Origin of the sequence: Mesorhizobium sp. M4A.F.Ca.ET.090.04.2.1 (assembly GCF_003999085.1) — a bacterium.
GTDB lineage: Bacteria > Pseudomonadota > Alphaproteobacteria > Rhizobiales > Rhizobiaceae > Mesorhizobium.
Genome location: NZ_RZOT01000055.1, coordinates 1 through 16,754, shown reverse-complemented (window position 1 = coordinate 16,754; position 16,754 = coordinate 1). Strand labels below are relative to the sequence as shown.

The following is a 16,754-nucleotide window of genomic DNA, read 5'->3' as shown; positions in this document are numbered from 1 at the left end:
CTCCAGGGTCATCGGCTTGACGCCGGTGCGAGCGACGTTCTCCATGATGGCCGAGCCGGCGCGGGTCGAGCCGGTGAAGCTGACCTTGGCGATCTCGGGATGCCCGGTCAGCGCCGTTCCGGTCGTCGGACCGTCTCCCAGCACCACGTTTATCAGCCCTGCCGGCAGACCCGCCCTTATGGCGAGTTGCGCCATACAGACAACCGAAAAGGGTGTCATTTCCGACGGCTTCAGCACGACCGCATTGCCCGCGGCCAGCGCCGGACCAAGCTTCCATCCGGCCATCGAGATGGGAAAATTCCAGGGGGTGATCGCGCCGACCACGCCATAGGGCTCGCTCATGATCATGCCGAGACTGGCGTCGTCGGTCGGCACGAGCTCGCTGCCTTCCTTGTCCGCGAACTCGGCAAAGAAGCGGATCTGCTCGGCCGTCACCGCGATGTCGCCGGCGATGAGCTGACCGACGGGACGGGTGGAGCACAGCGCTTCGATCCTCGCCAGCGTTGCGGCTTCGGCCTCGATCAGGTCGGCCCAGGCCTGGAGCGCCCTGGTACGCTCGCGCGGCCGGACGCCGCCCCAGTTGCTGGCCTTCAGCGCCGCCTTGGCGCTCTCCACCGCACGGTCGATCATGTCGGCGCCGGCCACGGGGCAGGCGGCATATTCCTTGCCGTCCGACGGCCGGCGCATCTCGATCGCGCCCTCGGCCGCGATCATTTCCCCGCCGACAAAATGGCCGACGGGAAGGGGAACCGTGTTCGGATCGAAGCTCAGGCTCATGGGCAACCACCTAGCGTTGGCCGCAGCCTAGCGCGGGCGGGCAAGCAGCATGCATCGTTCGGCGAACCGCTGCGGACGATTGTTGCGTGCCGGCCGCACGCGACGGCAAAATCTGTCGCTGCCCTTGAAACTGCGCCGACCGTTCAGCCGACCGTCACGTAGATCTTGCGCACCGTTTCGATCGTCTTCCAGACCCCGGTGAAGCCCGGCTTCATCACGAAGCTGTCGCCAGCCCGGTAGGTCACCGCCGGGCCGGCATCGGGGGTGATTTCGACGACGCCGGAGAGGATGTGGCAGAACTCGAATGTCTCGCCCTTGATCGAGCGCGTCTCGCCCGGTGTCGCCTCCCAGACGCCGGTATGGACCAAGTCGTCCTTCGCGGCATCCTGCGCCCAGGTCTTGAAGGCAGGGTCGCCGGCAATCAGCCGCTCCGGCAATGCCTTGGATTCGCGTGGCGAAAAGTTCGGATTGGTGTCGACGGATTTGAGCAGGGACAAAGCATGGCCTTTCGGTTTTGGACTTCAATAGCCGCGCGACCGCTCGACGAGCCCGATGGGATCGAGACCGGCGCGGTGGCGTCTGATGTTTTCGATGACGGCGCGGGCGGCGGTCGCCGGCTGGGTGACGCTGGCGATGTGCGGGGTCAGGATGATCTTCGGATGCGCCCAGAACGGATGGCCGGAGGGCAGTGGTTCGGGATCGGTGACGTCGATCATCGCCGCCGACAGATGGCCGCTGTCGAGCGCCGCGACAAGCGCTTCGTGGTCGAGCTGCGGCCCGCGGCCGGTGTGGACGAGCGCCGCGCCCTCGGGCAGTTTCGCGAACAAGTCGGCATTGAGGAAGCCACGTGTCTCCTCGGTCAGCGGCAGCAGGCCGACCAGAATGTCGCTGGCCGCAAGCATCTCCTGCAGCCCGGGCCGGCCATGATGGCAGGTCACGCCCTCGATCCGCTGCGGCGAGCGGCTCCAGCCAGCGAGCGGGAAGCCGAAAGGTTTTAGGCGATCAAGGACGGCCTGGCCGAGCTGCCCGAGGCCGAGCACGCCGATCCGGCGCAAGGCGGCCTGAAGCTGCGGTATGTCGCGCCATTCGCCAGCGCGTTGCTGTGCCAGATATCCAGGGAGGTTGCGGTGGAGCGCAAGCACGGCAAGCGTCACATATTCCTGCATCATGCGCACGATGCCTTCCTCGATCGTACGCACGATCTTCACCTGTTCCGGCACGGTATCGAGGCGGAACTGGTCGACGCCGGCGCCGATGGAAAACAGGATCTCCAGGTTCCTGTAGCGCGCGAGGTCTTCCGGCGCAGTCCAGGTGATGAGATAGCGTACGGCGTCGGGATCGACTGTTGCTGCATTCGTCGTGAAGGGGATGTCCGGCAGTTCCTCGGCGAAGGCCTCTGCGAAGACCGCGCCGCGGCGCGCATCGGAATTGAACAGGAAGGTCATCCCCGTTCCCCTTCAAGCCGCGCAGTGGGCGCCCAGCGCCTCGATCAATCGCTGGCAGGCGGCGAGCTCGCTGGCGAGGATGTATTCGTCGGGCTTGTGGGCGCGACCTATGTCGCCCGGGCCGCAGATGATCGCATCGAAGCCGGCGGCCTGGTAGAGTCCGGCCTCCGTGCCGTAGCTGACGGCGGCGAGCGGCGCTTCGCCGGTCAGCTCGGCCAACAGTGCCGCCAGGCTCGAGTCCTGCGGCAGCGACAGCGCCGGATAGGCGCTCATCGGCGTCCACTCGATCCGAAAGCCGTCGACCGCAAGGGCTTCGGCTCGCGCCCTGACCGGCGCGAGCAGGCTGGCCGGGTCGACGCCGGGTATGGCGCGGGCCTCCAGGTCCAGCGTGCAGGTGTCTGGAATGATGTTGACCGCCTGCCCCCCCGTCACCACGCCCGCCTGCAGCGAGGAATAGGGCGGCTCGAAGGCGGGGTCGAACGGACCGCACGTCAGCCGCTCGGCTTCGCTGACGGCCGCGCCCAGCGCAGCGGCCATGGCATGGATGGCGTTGAGCCCCAGATCAGGCCGCGATGAATGGCCGGACCGCCCGTTGACCGTCACCCGAGCCGCCGCCTTGCCCTTGTGGCCGCGCACGGCGCGCATGCCGCTCGGCTCGCCGACGATGACGCCGAGCGGTTTCGCGCAAAGTGCGGGAAGGCGCGCGATCAAATGCGGCACGCCGCGGCATCCGACCTCCTCGTCATAGGAGAAGGCGAGATGAATCGGTCTGGCCAGGCGCAGTTTCGTCAGTGCAGGCACAGCCGCGAGCACCGCTGCCAGAAACCCCTTCATGTCCGTGGTGCCGCGTCCATAGAACCGTTCGCCTTCCCGGCGCAGCGTGAAAGGAGCCGAGCTCCAATGTGGCTCGCCGGCGGGGACGACGTCCATGTGGCCGGACAGGATGAAGCCCGGCACATCGGCGGGGCCGATCGTTGCGAACAGGTTGAAACGATCGCCCTCAGGCCCTGGGAGCAGGCTGACTTGCGTTCCGTGCTGCGCAAGATGGGCCTCGATCCAGCCGGCGATGTCGCCATTCGGCTCGCCGGCGACCGATGGAAAGGCGACGAGACGGTCGAGGATGTCGAAGACGTCCATTCCAGCCCTTAAGACATTTCGGGTCGCCGGATCGGTGTCGGCGACCGTATGCTGCTAGATTTTGGGAGAGGATGTGCGCGTTCTTTCGCGATTGCGTGCCGAAAGCGGAAGTGTTTCAGTTGAATCTAGCGTTGGCGCGCGGCTTTCGAGCAAATCCTACCGGTCTGCTTGTTTAGCGTTGGCGGAGAGAGGGTGACCATCGACGCGTCATCTCTAGTGCGGCAATCTTTCAGGGGCATGGCATTGAAGCCGTCCGGAAGCTTGAAAATCGATACCTTCTCGATGCGCATCGGCGACATCGAGGGCATCGATCTCGATCGGTTGCACGGGCACTCCCTGTCCGTCGGATGGCCGCACCGGGCCGAAGACTGGCAGTTCCTGCGCGAATCGGGGCGCGGCTTCGTGGCGCTCGATGAGATCGGCCGCGTTCTCGGTTCGGCCATGTGGTTCGCGCACGGCACCGATTTCGCCACCGTGGGCATGGTCATCACCTCGCCGCGACTGCAGACGCTCGGCGCAGGACAATGGCTGATGAAGCGGGTCTTCGAAAAGGTCGCCGGGCGCGATCTGCGCCTCAATGCAACACGAGCGGCAAGACGGCTCTATCTTTCGCTCGATTTCCAGCCGGAGAAGACCGTCGACCAATGCCAGGGCATCGCCAGAGCGGAGACGATGGGTAGACTGGCGGAGACAAGGGGCGATATCCGGACTTTGGGCGACGGCGACATTGCCGCGGCGATCACGCTCGATGCGGCGGGATTTGGCGTCAGGCGCGCGGCGCTGATCGCAAAGCTCTTCGCGCACTCGGCCGGCTATGGTCTTTTCAAGGGCGGCAGGCTGAAAGCCTTCGCGCTCTGTCGCCCGTTCGGGCGGGGCCATGTCGTGGGACCGGTCGTGGCGGAAAGCGACGTCGACGCCGTGGCCGTCGTCCGGCCGCACGTGGTCGACCATTCAGGATCTTTCCTCAGGATCGATACGCATATGGACAATGGCGACTTCGCTGCCTTCCTGTCGCACAGCGGCATGCCGGTCTTCGACACGGTGCTGACCATGTCGCTGGGCAAACGGCTCGCCGATTTTGCCGTCGCAGGCGCGGCTATGCCGAAGACCTATGCTCTGGCGAGCCAAACTCTCGGATAGTTCGGTGTTTTCGTCGGCAAAAAGGCGCCGGCCAACATTCAACCATTGCAAGGTGCGATCTGAACGTTCCGAGCAACTGGTACAGCGACACTCCAGTTGGCGATGCGATTCTTCCCATCGTTTTCAACACATCCTCGCTCAGTAAGAGTCTCCCGGGGCTTTCATCCTGACATAAATGCGCCAACCGCCATGTTAGAGTCCCACGATCGAGGACAGCTGCTACGTGCTGTTCTGAAATGAGAGGAGCGTTTCCCACGTCCAGGATCAGCCGTCGCACCGTGCTCTTCCAGTCGGGCACCACCGTTGTCGCCTTGACCGCATCAGCCACGGCACTCGCCACCGAGGCACCGCGTCGAGAAGGAGAACCGTCGAACGAACTGCGAGCGTTGATCAACGCGCATAAGACGGCATACGCAGCGTTCAACAAAGCCGTCCATGAAACGGGTGGCAACAGCCGCGACTACGATGAGGCCAGCCGAGAAGAGGAGAGGGCGCTGATCTCCATCTGCGCCTTTCCCGTGGCCACGCAAGGCGATCGCTTTGCCAAGGCACGATATCTTCTCGAGATCGAGGCGCGCGGCGAACTAGATTTGCCAGAGCACATGCAAGCTCTGCTCCACTCCACGATGTGGACGGTATGAGATCGCGGCATTATGGCGAGTGGTTCTCCATCTGATCGGCGGCATGGATGCGCAATGCTCTCTGACCTCTTGGGCAGCTTCGCGCCGCATGCCGGGACACTCAAGCAGCCGTGTTTCGTCTACCAAATGCGAACCTCTTTGGCTCCTAGTCCCAGGCGATTTGCACCTAGATGCGGTCGTTCAAGGCACGACGAGCGGACAGTCTCGTTGGTCTAGTTGGTCTTCAATTGACCAACACGGTTCTCGGCAATCCATCGGGCGGCGAGCACAAGGGCTCCCATGCTGAAGTCCTTGCCGTGCTTTGCCACCATTTCTTCCGACAAATTGGCGAGCCGTTCAAAGAATTCATCCTTGCTCCTGTCTTCGGGGGTGAGTTCGGTTTGCATTCTCTTCTCCTGTTGTTAGCGGCCTGCATTGGCCTATTTGAACATCTGCGCGGGAAAGGTGACGATCGCGACGGTACCATCGACGGCACCCACCGCCAGGTGGCGTCCGTCACCGGACCAGCCGAGCGCGGTTACTGCGCTGCCCATTGGCCTGACGAGGAGTTCGTCCCGCGCGCCGATCTGGGCGATGGTGATCCGGCCGTTGGCATAGCCGGCCGCAACCAGTCTCTTCTGCGGATGCGCGGCCACTGTCTCGACCGGCACCAGCCCGGCGCGACCTGTCTCCAGCGCGCCAGAGGTCTCTCCTTCAAGCGGCGGCGCAGTCATCGACCAACCGGCGATCCGGAAGGCGCCCGATGCAAACAGAGCGTTCTCTGGCAGGCTCCAGCACACTGTACGGACCGGCGTTGGAAATCCCGAGACGATCTCAGCCCGGCCATCAGTCATGCTGACCAGGGCAAAGCCTCCGGTTTCGAGCCCGCAGGCCAGCCAGGTGCCGTCGCCACTCCAGCGGATCGATACCGGGCGCGCCGAAAAGGCGAAATCACGTATCGCGGTGGCCTCGCTTTCGACCATCCAGATCGATAGCCGGTTGTCCAAGCTGCAGGCAAGGCGCCTTCCGCCTGGCGAAAAGGCCAGCGCATCGGTCGACGGGGTCGCACCGTGGTGCAGCCTTGTTGCGGCGCTTCCGCCGCGCGACAGGAAGATGTCCTGCCCATTGCTGACAGCTGTCATGGCCGTCCGAGGGCTGTAATCGAAGGCGACGGCCGGTCCGTCAATCTTGGCCAGCGTCTCCATCACAGTGCCGTCCGCTGCCAGATGCACCACTTTGCCGGCCGCCGTTCCGACCAGGAAGCCGGACCCAAGGTAGCTTGCGAGCGGGACATCGCCTTCTCCCATCGCGGCGGTAGTTATCAATGGTGCCGGTGCTCTTTCCCTGGGGCGGATCGTCGTTTGGCCAAGGTCGCCGCTCACCCTGATCCGCGATTCCGGCGGCTCCTGGTCCGCGACCGCAGCTATGGCAACCGTCCCATCAAGGCCGGTGAAGGCGACAGCCGAGGCATCGGCGCTGAAGCGCAGGTCGGCGACCGCCGACGGGCGGCGCCAGCTTCTGGCCAGCAGGTCGAACAAGGTCAGGTTCTGTATCGCGTGCTGGTTCATGGTCCTTCCCTTCGTCAGTTTCCGGTCTCCGCCAGGCAGCGGTCGACGTCGTCGATGTCGCCTTCGGCGGCGGCGATGCGCTCCTCGCACGTCGTGCATGCGTGTCTGAGTGCCGCGGCGCTCTCCTCGGCTTCATGCAAGTCTCGCACCAGTTGCACGTTTGGACCGCTTCGGCCGATCTCGAGCTCCAGGCGCAGCACGTCCATCTCGATACCGGAGAGTTTCTGGTTGAGCCGCTGCGCCTCCGAGGTCAGCGCCGAGACCGTGGCGACAAGATCGAGGCGGCGGGCGAGCAACGTGTCGCGTCTTTCGGTTTGGCCCATCGGATGCTCCTTCATTTTTCGTTTCCGCGCATCGGTCCTGGCGGTTGCTCGAACGCCGCCAGCAATCCGGGCAGTGTGCCGGCCTGCGACCGGAACTGCTTTTCGGCGGTCTCGATGTGGCTCTTCAGCTGATCCCAGATGTCGACGCGCATCACCGATGTTGTGTCGCCGGTGAGGCGCTCTATCTCCTCGACACGGAACTGGCGCGAGAGCGAAACGCCGGAAAACACGAAGTCGCGCAGCAGGATCGCGTGGTTCTCGATGAACAGATGGATCATCGGATGGGTTACCGCGGTGACGCCGCCGGCAGCAAGCTCGGCCCGGATGAAATCCTGAAAGTGGCTCTGGAGGCGAAATTGGCTCTCGCCCAGGAAGCGCATGACGAAGACCAGATCGCGAGGCATCAGCCTGACAAGATCGCCGGCGATGTCGTCTGGCTGTCGGGATATTGGCGATGGCAGGCCTTGGCTGTCCTTTTCATCAGGCATGGGCTCTCTCCAATGCTGAGCCGCATGGGCCGCCTCTTCAAAATAATAGAGACAGGATAGAATTGAATAGATGAAATCTGTTTTATGAATGCTGCGAGAGCTAAGTAAGCATTTCGCAAATGCGAATTGAGTATAAATATTACAGGCGTAATTTACATCTGTAAAATAACGTTACAGTTGGCTGCCGCGTTTCGCGGCGAAGTGAACGGCGATTGTTTCGAACGGCCGGCGTTGGGCTTTTTTCAAAACTGGCACGGCGCTTGCTTTGTCACTTGCATAAGAAGCCCATCGCACTTTGCGGTGCCAAAAGAACGAAGGAACGGAGGAAGCAGGTCAGGTCCGCTTCGGTACGCCCATCGCAGCAGCGGTTGGCACCGGGCGCTGCCGACACCTCGGAAACCTTTGCCGCGATCCACTCGAACAGCCCGACGATCAGTCGCGCCTGAATGCGCAACCCTTTGTCGTGCCGTTCGCACTCTCACTGGCGGCGTTGATTGCCGTCTCACGCCCGGATCAAGGGATCCGCGGCTCAAACCTGGTGGAGGCTTATGACGATGTCGTCTCTGACGCTCAACAAGATCACCTCGCAACGCGGCATTTCCGTAGGCGAGGCGACGAAGAAGATTTCCGACCTCGGTTGGAACCCGACCTATGTCCAGGAAGCGATGACGTTTCCGACCGACTACAAGATCGCCAAGGCGCCGCGCGATCCGATGAAGCAGGTGCTGCGCTCTTATTTCCCGATGCAGGAGGAGAAGGACAACCGCGTCTACGGCGCGCTCGACGCTGCCCTTCGCGGTGACATGTTCCGCAATGTCGAGCCGCGCTGGGTGGAATGGATGAAGCTCTTCCTCGCCATCATTCCCTTCCCGGAAATTTCCGCCGCCCGCTCGATGGCGATGGTGGCGCGGCTGGCGCCGGGCGAGGACCTCAGAACCGGCTTCACCATGCAGATGGTCGATGAGTTCCGTCACTCCACCATCCAGATGAATCTGAAGAAGTGGTACATGGAGAATTACATCGACCCGGCAGGCTTCGACATCACCGAAGAAGCCTTCGGCAAGTGCTACGCAACCACCATCGGCCGCCAGTTCGGCGAGGGCTTCATCACTGGCGACACGATGACGGCCGCCTGCATGTACCTGACCGTCGTGGCCGAGACGGCGTTTACCAACACCCTCTTCGTCGCCATGCCTTCCGAGGCCGCACGCAACGGCGACTATGCGCTGCCGACCGTTTTCCTGTCGGTGCAGTCCGACGAGAGCCGGCACATCGGCAACGGCCACTCGCTGCTGATGGCCGCCCTGAAGGAGCCGGAGAACCATCTGCTGCTCGAGCGCGACCTGCGCTACGCCTTCTGGCAGAACCACGCCATCGTCGACGCCGCCATCGGCACCTTCATCGAATATGGCACAACCAACCGCGACAAGAACAAGGAGTCTTACGCGGAGATGTGGCATCGCTGGATCTATGAGGACTACTACCGCACCTACATGCTGCCGCTCGAGAAGTACGGTATCAAGGTCCACCACGACGACGTCCAGGCCGCCTGGGAGCGCATCACCAAGAAGAATTACGTCCACAAGGTCGGTCAGTTCTTCGCGGTCGGCTGGCCGGTCAACTTCTGGCGCATCGAGGCCCAGACCGACAAGGACTTCGAGTGGTTCGAGCACAAATATCCGGGCTGGTATGCGGAGTTCGGCGACTTCTGGAAGTGGTACGCCAAGCTCAGCCGCAAGGGCGAAAAGGTGCTGCTGTTCAACAGCGACGTCGGCTACGTCTATCCGCACCGCTGCTGGTCGTGCCTGGTGCCTTGCCTCATCCGCGAGGACATCGTGGTCGACGAGATCGACGGGCAGCTGCACACCTTCGCCCACGAGCTCGACCGCTGGACTGCCGTCGAGGCCTTCGCCGACGAGTACCAGGGCCGTCCAACGCCCGCGATGGGCCGCTTCAGCGGCAAGCGCGAGTGGGAGACGCTCTATGACGGCTGGGATCTCGCCGACGCCATCAAGGACCTCAACTTCGTCCGCTCCGACGGCAAGACGCTGATCCCGCAGCCGCATCTGCGCTTCGAGGCCGACCAGCAGTGGACGCTCGACGACGTGCGCGGAAACGTCCTCGGCTCGCCGCTCAAGGCGCTTCGCGGCATGTCTGCGGCCGATCGGGAGAAGCACCTCGCCGAGTATCGGGCCGGCTTCACCATCACGCCGTTCAATTGACGGTCAGGCGGGCCGGTTGCCGACGGCCCGCCCACCGCTTGGTGGTCAACATGACACGCGCCCGCTTCGCCCTGCCCATCGCCATCGCGGCCTGGGCTGCAATCGCCGCAACCGTCTTCACTGTCACCGGGACGCGTCCGCCCGCCGACGACTGGAGGAAGGTGACGGCAGGCTACAAGGGCTCGCTCGGCCAGAAACCAAGAGCACCAGTGAAGATATTCGCTATCGGGAGTCCAATCAAATGACTGACGCTCACACAGTGCGCCTGGAGCCGGTCGGCGTCGAATTCGAGGTCGAAAACGGCGAAACGGTCCTGAACGCGGCATTCCGCCAGGGCATCGCGCTGCCGCATGGCTGCAAGGAAGGGCAATGCTCGGCCTGCAAATGCGTACTGCTCGAAGGCGAAGTCGACATGCTGAAATACTCGACCTTTGCCCTCAACGACATGGAGAAGGATAGCGGACACATCCTGTTGTGTCGGTCGATTGCCTATTCCGACATGCAGGTCGAGCTCCTCAACTACGACGAGGAGGTTCTGGCGAAATCAATCGCGGTGAAGACGTTCAAGGGCCGGATCTCGAAGTTCGAGCATCTGACCCACGACATCCGCGGCATCGAGATCGAACTCGGCTCGCCGATAAAATTCTGGGCTGGGCAATATGTCGACATCACGGTCACCACGCAAAAAGGGGAGACGATTACGCGCTCGTTCTCCATGGCAAATACGCCGGACCAAACCCAAAAACTCTCCTTCATCATCAAGAAATACCCCGAAGGAAAGTTTTCCGGGGAACTCGATTCCGGAGGCATCCGTGTCGGAGCCGAGGTCACCGTCGTCGGACCCTATGGAACCTGCTTCCGGCGGGAAGAACGGCAAGGTCCCCTGATCCTTGTCGGCGCCGGCTCCGGCATGTCGCCGGTCTGGTCGATCCTCAACGATCACCTGAAGAGCGGCGAGAAGCGGGACGTCTACTTCTTCTACGGCGCGCGCACGCCAAGCGACCTGTTCTATCTCGACAGGATCACCGAGCTCGCCGGAAGCCACCCGGAGCTGAATTTCATCCCGGTGCTCTCGCACGTCAACGGCGAGGCGTGGGACGGCGAGCGCGGCTTCGTGCACCAGAGCGTCGATGCCAAGCTCAAACAGCTGGCGGTCGACGGGCAGGGCGACGTCTACGCCTGCGGTCCGCCGCCCATGATCGATGCGCTGCAGCCGGTCCTGTTCATGAACGGGTTCGAGACCGAACGCATCTTCTTCGACCGGTTCACCACGTCGTCCAGCGCCACCCCGGCCCATTGAGGTGGGCCGGAGCCAGCGACACCAAAGCAACTGCAACAAGGGAGTGAAGACAATGGTAGCAACGTCGAGTTCAGTCGGATCGGGAGCCGCGGGAGCCGCGATCTTCGCCGATTCGGACAGCCGGAAATATCGGTACTTCGAGCCGAAGGGCCAGCGCGCCACCCATTACGAGGATGTCACGGTCGACGTGCAGCCCGACCCCGAGCGCTACCTGATCCAGGACTGGATCATCTCCTTCTCGAACGGCAAGGGCGCCTACGTCAAGGACAACACGGCTGCCAGGAGCTCGAACTGGCATGCCTTCCGGGCTCCCGATCAGGAGTGGGAGCGTACGCACTACCAGCGCCAGTCGAAGATCGAGACGATGGTGCAGAGCGTCATCACCAACGCCCGCCGCGCCGGCGCGCCGAAGACCTTCGACAAGGTCTGGTCGAAGCTGCTGCAGGCGCATCTCGGAGCCTGGAAGCATGCCGAGTTCGGCCTGGGCACATCGCTCATGCAGGCGCAGCGCTACGGCTACACGCAGATGATCAACAATGCGACGCTCACCAATTCCTCCTACAAGCTCCGGCTGGCCCAGGACATCACGCTCTATCTCGCCGAGATCGGCATGGACATCGCCGGATGGGACGACGAGCTCGGCAAGAAGCACTGGCTCGAGGACGGCGTGTGGCAGGGCACCCGCGAAGCGGTCGAGACCATCATGGGCATGGCCGACTATCTGGAGCAGTACTTCGCCATCAACATCGTCTTCGAGCCGCTGGTTGGCGAACTGTTCCGCTCCGGCTTCCTGATGCAGGCGGCGGCGGCCAACCACGACTTCATCACGCCGCCGGTGATCTCGGCGGCCGAAGCCGACTACGAGCGCAACCTCGCCAACACCATCGACCTGATCTACCTGCTCGCCAACGACGAGACGCACGGCGCGGCCAACAGGAAGCTGTTCCAGGGCTGGGTCAAGAAGCACGGCGCGCTCGCCGACAAGGCAGCCGCCGGCCTGCAGCCGATCTGGTCGATGCCGCATTCCAAGCCGGTTTCGTTCACCGACGTTCGCGCCCAGTCCGAGGAACGGATTGGCCGGATCCTCGGCGAACTCGGCCTCAAGCGCTGAATAGGGGAGAACACATCATGTCAGTAGCAGCACGCGACGCTTCGCAGTCTAACATCTTCAAATCGATGAAGGACATTACCTTCGAGCAGACGATCTCGCACCAGTGCGGCGTCACCATGAACGACTCGGTCGAGGCGCGCGCCATCGCCGAATTCATGGGCAAAAAGCCGGGAGTCATCGTTACCTACCAGCCAGCCATGATCCGCATCGACGGCAACGGCAAGCTGATCTTCAAGATGGACGAGATCAGCGAATATCTGGGTCGCGAGATGACCGCCGAAATCTTCGAGGTCAACACCTCCACCCACTACGGCCGCATGGTGCGCATCGACGACAACACGGTGATCCTGTTCGGGAACATGGACGAGGTCTTCGAATACATCTGAGCAACGATCCGGCGCGCCGCCCGGACGCGGCGCGCCGAAACCTTCAACACAACGCCCCACCAACACGACGACTGCGGAGGCAAGAATGTACAGGACACCTGAAGGCAAGGACATCTTCGTGGTCGATGGCCACACTCATTTTTGGGACGGCAGCCCGGAGAACCAGAGGAACATCCACGGCAAGCAGTTCATCGACTGCTTTTATGCCTATCACACAAACCTGAGCCCGAGGGAGCAACTTTGGCCGAAGGGCAAATTTGAGAAATACAGCGCCGACGATCTTTATCGCGACCTGTTCATCGACGGTCCGGATGACGTTGCGATCGTCCAGTCCACCTACCTGAAGGACTTCTACAAGAACGGTTTCAACACGATCGAGCGCAACGCCGAGGTCGCCAAGCGCTACCCGGACCGCTTCATCGTCAACGGCTCCTTCGATCCGCGCGATGGCGAGAAGGCGCTGGAATACATCCACTTCATGAAGGAGACCTACGACGTCAAGGGTGTGAAGATGTACACGGCCGAGTGGAACGGCGCCTCCAAGGGCTGGAAGCTCACCGATCCCGATGCCTACAAGTGCTTCGAGCTCTGCGAAAAGCTCGGCATCAAAAACATTCATGTCCACAAGGGCCCGACGATCATCCCGCTCAGCAAGGACGCGTTCGACGTTCACGACGTCGACCACGCGGCGACGGATTTCCAGGGCCTCAACTGGATCATCGAGCATTGCGGCCTGCCGCGCCTCGACGATTTCTGCTGGATCGCGACGCAGGAAACCAATGTCTATGGCGGCCTGGCGGTAGCGCTTCCCTTCATCCACTTGCGCCCGCGCTATTTCGGCGAGGTCATCGCCGAACTGCTGTTCTGGCTCGGGCCGGAGAAGCTCCTGTTCGGTTCCGACTACGCGATCTGGACGCCGCGCTGGCTGATCGAGAAACTCTGGGCCTACCAGATCCCGCAGGACATCGCTGCAGAACGCGGTGTACAACTGACCGACGAGATCAAGGAGAAGATCCTCGGCCTCAATGCCGCGCGCCTCTACAACATCGACATTGATGCGAAGAAGAAGGCGCTCGCAAGCTCGCCCTTCAGCATCGCGGCGGAGTAGGGGCCATGGCAACCGCCAGCGTTTCCGGCAGCCGCGAGGAGGAAGTCTGGCGGCGCCTTGGCGAGGTCAACGACCCGGAACTCGACGAAGCCATCACCGAGATGGGCTTCGTCGAGCGGGCCGAGATAACCAGTGACGGCACTGTGGAGGTCGACTTCCGCCTGCCGACCTACTGGTGCTCGCCAAATTTCGCCTTCCTCATGCTCGACGGTGTCCGCAAGGCGCTCGACCGGCTCTCCTGGTCGCCTGCCTATCGCGTGAAACTACACGACCACATGTTCGCCGAAGAGGTCAACCGCGGCATCGAGGCGGGCAGGACTTTCGGCGACATCTTCGCCGAGCTTGCCGGGGACCAGGATATCGACGCCCTGCGCGAAACCTTCAGCATGAAGGCCTTCAAGCGGCGCCAGGAGGCGGTCTTGCGCGGTCTGCGGGAGCACGGCCTGACGGATCGCGAAATCCTCGGCATGGATCTGGCGGCATATGATGCCGCCAGCTTCGAGCCGGGCGAGGCGGCCGCGCAGAAGCCACGGTACCGGGCGGCTCTGCTCCAGCGGTTTGCTGACCGCTGTCCAGGCGATCCGGTCTTCGTGACGTGGGAGGGGCGACAAATCCCGCCCGTCGCGCTCAGCGCCCACCTCGCCGAGCTGCGCGGCGTGCGCGTCAACATGGAGTTCAACGGCGCGCTTTGCCGTGGACTGAAGCAGACAAGATACAAAGAACTGAGTGTGGTCGACGGCGAGCCGACGCTGGTCGACTTCATCATGGACCGCGTGCCGGCGCGAAGCGCGCCGGCCGTCTAGGCAACGTCGAAAGCAACGGCCTCCCTCGCACGAGGCCCCCAACCAACAAGCCGCCCGTAAGGCGGAAGGAGGAGTCATGCCTAAAATAATGCTTCACAATTCGCAGGCCCGCCGGGCCCTTGCCCGCGGCGTCTATAGGCTGGCGGCGGCCGTCGAACCTACGCTTGGCCCCAAAGGCATGAACGCCATGATCGACCGGCCGATCGGTACGCCGATGGTGACCCGCGACGGCGTCAGCATCGCCTCCGAGATCGAACTGCATGACCGTTTCGAGAACATGGGCGCGCAGGTCGTTCGTGAAGTGTCGATGCAGACCAACGAGGTCGCCGGCGACGGCACCACGACCGCCATCGTACTCGCCAACGCGCTCATCCAGGGTGGCATCGAGGCGAATGAACGCGGCGCCAAATCGGTCGATCTCTGCAAGGGCATCGACCGCGCGGTGGCGGCGGTGGTTACTGCCCTCAAGGCCTCGGCCAAGCCCGCCAAGGGCAACGGCATCCTCGCCTCGGTCGCAAACATCGCCGCGACCGACGCCAGGCTTGGCGCGCTGGTGGCGGAAGCGCACGAGCGCGTCGGGGCGGAAGGCGTCATCACCACCGACTTCAGCGTGACCACCGAGACCACGCTTGACGTGGTCGAGGGCATGTCCTTCGACCGCGGCTACCTCTCGCATCACATGGTCACCGACCAGGAGAAGATGGAGGCCGTGCTCGAGCGGCCTCTGATCCTGATGACCGACCTCAAGATCAAGGACCCCAAGGCGCTCGAGACTACCCGCCGCATCGCCGACGAGGCCGGGCGGCCGCTGCTGATCGTGTCGGAGGAAGTGTCGCCGGAGGTGGTGGTGACCCTGCTCGGCAAGCAGGGGTCCGGGAAATACCTCATCGTCCATCCGCCGGAATACGGCCATTGGCGCAAGGCGATGATGGAGGATCTGGCGATCATCACCGGCGGCAAGGTGATCGCGCGCGATCTCGGCGGCCGGCTGGAGGACATCACAGCCGAGGATCTCGGAACGGCCGAGCGGGTGAGGACCAGCGCGTCCTATACCTCGATCATTCGCGGTGGCGGCGACCATGCTGCGATCGCGTCGCGCCGCGCCCAGGTGCAGCGGCAGTACGAGGCCGCGCCGCCGAACATCGAGCAGGACAAGCTGCGCGAGCGCCTGGCCAAGCTTTCCGGCGGCACGGCCATCCTCTACGCCGGTGGCGTCACGCCCGTCGAGCAGAAGCGGACGATCCAGCTGATCGAGGATTCTCTCAATGCCGTGCGCGCCGCCTCCGAGGAGGGTGTCGTCGCCGGCGGCGGCTCGGCGCTGGCTCAGATCGCGCCCCTGCTCGACAAGGTGGCGGCCGAGGCGGAAGGCGACATCGCCGAAGGAGTGCGCCTGGTGCGCTCGGTGTTGTCGCGTCCGCTGTGGCGCATTGCCGCCAATGCCGGCGCCGATCCCGAAACCGTGGTGGCCGAGGTCACCCGCGTCAATGGCGGTTATGGCTACAACGCATCGGCCGGCAGCTACCAGAACATGTTCGAGGCCGGAATCATCGATCCGGTGCGCGTCACCTACACCGCGCTCGCCAACGCCGCCTCCGTGGCGACGCTGATCCTCACCACCGAAACACTGATCGGCGATCTCGCCGAGGACGAGGACCCGACCGCCGGCCCGGCACGTGGCGGCGGTTCGGAAAAGCTCGGCCGCGCCTGACGCGCATTCCAACGGAACGATTTGGAAAGGACACGACGATGAAAGCCGCCAGACTCTACGAATACGACCCGCACATGAACGTGAAGCTCAAGATCGAGGACGTCGTCGCGCCGACGATCACGGCCCCTGACGAGGTGATCGTGCGGGTCGGTGCCGCCGGACTGTGCCGCACCGACCTCCACATCATCGAAGGGGTGTGGAAACCGACCATGGATCCTGACGGCAGCCTGCTGCCTTACATCATGGGCCATGAGAATGCCGGCTGGGTCGAGGAGGTCGGCAGCGGCGTCCGATCGGTCAAGCGCGGCGACGCCGTGATCTGCCATCCGTTCCGCTCCTGCGGCATCTGCCTCAACTGCCGGCATGGCGAAGACATGTATTGCGACAATGGGCAGTTCCCCGGCCTCGGCATGAATGGCGGCTTCGCCGAATATTTCATCACCAGCGAGCGCTCACTCATCAAACTCAACGCCAATGTCACGCCGATCGAGGTGGCGCCGCTGGCCGACGCCGGCATCACCGCCTACCGCGCCGCCAAACGGGCGGCGAAGCTGTTGCGGCCAGGAAGCTACTGTGTGCTGCTCGGCATCGGCGGGCTCGGCCACATCGCGTTACAGT

19 protein-coding genes are annotated in these 16,754 nt (G+C 63.3%); 10 read left to right on the top strand and 9 right to left on the bottom strand.

All coding sequences use genetic code 11. The features are described 5' to 3' along the window. The 4 genes from EN781_RS06530 to argE all read right to left on the bottom strand — a co-directional run. Positions 1-777 (bottom strand): aldehyde dehydrogenase (locus EN781_RS06530; protein WP_145965453.1); only part of this gene is annotated, 777 nt, incomplete at its 3' end. Between the two features lie 143 nt (positions 778-920). Beyond that, positions 921-1,274 (bottom strand): cupin domain-containing protein, encoded by a 354-nt coding sequence (locus EN781_RS06525; RefSeq protein WP_126058843.1) that lies wholly within the window; start codon positions 1,272-1,274, stop codon positions 921-923. Positions 1,275-1,298: 24 nt separating this feature from the next. Then, positions 1,299-2,222 (bottom strand): glyoxylate/hydroxypyruvate reductase A, encoded by a 924-nt coding sequence (locus tag EN781_RS06520; protein WP_126058844.1) that lies wholly within the window; start codon positions 2,220-2,222, stop codon positions 1,299-1,301. Positions 2,223-2,234: 12 nt separating this feature from the next. Next, the gene (gene argE, locus EN781_RS06515; protein ID WP_127399865.1) at positions 2,235-3,359 is read right to left on the bottom strand and encodes an acetylornithine deacetylase; all 1,125 of its coding nucleotides are present in this window, start codon (positions 3,357-3,359) and stop codon (positions 2,235-2,237) included. A 237-nt stretch (positions 3,360-3,596) separates the two neighbouring features. Between argE and EN781_RS06510 the strand changes: the two genes are divergently transcribed. Both EN781_RS06510 and EN781_RS06505 read left to right on the top strand, forming a co-directional pair. Further along, entirely contained in the window at positions 3,597-4,499 is a 903-nt protein-coding gene (locus tag EN781_RS06510) for a GNAT family N-acetyltransferase (protein ID WP_127399864.1), read from the top strand. Positions 4,500-4,777: 278 nt separating this feature from the next. Beyond that, positions 4,778-5,140: a hypothetical protein gene (locus EN781_RS06505; RefSeq protein WP_245455425.1), complete on the top strand. Its 363-nt coding sequence runs from the start codon at positions 4,778-4,780 to the stop codon at positions 5,138-5,140. A gap of 212 nt (positions 5,141-5,352) precedes the next feature. Here EN781_RS06505 and EN781_RS34160 read toward each other — a convergent pair whose 3' ends face one another. From EN781_RS34160 to EN781_RS06490, 5 genes are all read right to left on the bottom strand, one after another. Next, positions 5,353-5,526 carry a hypothetical protein gene (locus EN781_RS34160; protein ID WP_189347354.1) on the bottom strand — a complete coding sequence of 58 codons (174 nt, stop codon included), beginning with the start codon at positions 5,524-5,526 and terminating at the stop codon, positions 5,353-5,355. A 33-nt stretch (positions 5,527-5,559) separates the two neighbouring features. After that, on the bottom strand, positions 5,560-6,687 hold the full coding sequence (locus tag EN781_RS34155; RefSeq protein ID WP_126058848.1) for a hypothetical protein: 1,128 nt from the start codon (positions 6,685-6,687) through the stop codon (positions 5,560-5,562). A gap of 14 nt (positions 6,688-6,701) precedes the next feature. Further along, a complete protein-coding gene (locus tag EN781_RS06500) occupies positions 6,702-7,010 on the bottom strand; it encodes a hypothetical protein (RefSeq protein ID WP_126058849.1) in 309 nt (102 codons plus the stop codon). 11 nt (positions 7,011-7,021) lie between these two features. After that, the gene (locus EN781_RS06495) at positions 7,022-7,498 is read right to left on the bottom strand and encodes a hypothetical protein (RefSeq protein ID WP_126058850.1); all 477 of its coding nucleotides are present in this window, start codon (positions 7,496-7,498) and stop codon (positions 7,022-7,024) included. Between the two features lie 268 nt (positions 7,499-7,766). Continuing rightward, positions 7,767-7,952: a hypothetical protein gene (locus tag EN781_RS06490; protein WP_126058851.1), complete on the bottom strand. Its 186-nt coding sequence runs from the start codon at positions 7,950-7,952 to the stop codon at positions 7,767-7,769. A gap of 94 nt (positions 7,953-8,046) precedes the next feature. On the opposite strand from EN781_RS06490, the gene EN781_RS06485 reads away from it, so the two are divergent. The 8 genes from EN781_RS06485 to EN781_RS06450 all read left to right on the top strand — a co-directional run. After that, positions 8,047-9,720, top strand: coding sequence for an aromatic/alkene/methane monooxygenase hydroxylase/oxygenase subunit alpha (locus EN781_RS06485; RefSeq protein WP_210211267.1), 1,674 nt, complete (start codon positions 8,047-8,049; stop codon positions 9,718-9,720). Positions 9,721-9,961: 241 nt separating this feature from the next. Continuing rightward, a complete protein-coding gene (locus EN781_RS06480; RefSeq protein WP_127405949.1) occupies positions 9,962-11,020 on the top strand; it encodes a 2Fe-2S iron-sulfur cluster binding domain-containing protein in 1,059 nt (352 codons plus the stop codon). 52 nt (positions 11,021-11,072) lie between these two features. Then, a complete protein-coding gene (locus EN781_RS06475; protein WP_126058853.1) occupies positions 11,073-12,131 on the top strand; it encodes an aromatic/alkene monooxygenase hydroxylase subunit beta in 1,059 nt (352 codons plus the stop codon). Positions 12,132-12,148: 17 nt separating this feature from the next. Further along, a complete protein-coding gene (locus EN781_RS06470; protein WP_040968968.1) occupies positions 12,149-12,517 on the top strand; it encodes an MmoB/DmpM family protein in 369 nt (122 codons plus the stop codon). An 85-nt stretch (positions 12,518-12,602) separates the two neighbouring features. Continuing rightward, positions 12,603-13,625: an amidohydrolase family protein gene (locus tag EN781_RS06465; RefSeq protein WP_126058854.1), complete on the top strand. Its 1,023-nt coding sequence runs from the start codon at positions 12,603-12,605 to the stop codon at positions 13,623-13,625. Positions 13,626-13,630: 5 nt separating this feature from the next. After that, a complete protein-coding gene (locus EN781_RS06460) occupies positions 13,631-14,428 on the top strand; it encodes an iron-sulfur cluster assembly protein (protein WP_126058855.1) in 798 nt (265 codons plus the stop codon). A gap of 76 nt (positions 14,429-14,504) precedes the next feature. Then, positions 14,505-16,136, top strand: coding sequence for a molecular chaperone GroEL (locus tag EN781_RS06455; protein ID WP_126058856.1), 1,632 nt, complete (start codon positions 14,505-14,507; stop codon positions 16,134-16,136). A 38-nt stretch (positions 16,137-16,174) separates the two neighbouring features. After that, on the top strand, positions 16,175-16,754 hold a 580-nt coding region (locus tag EN781_RS06450; protein ID WP_148669366.1), incomplete at its 3' end, for an alcohol dehydrogenase catalytic domain-containing protein.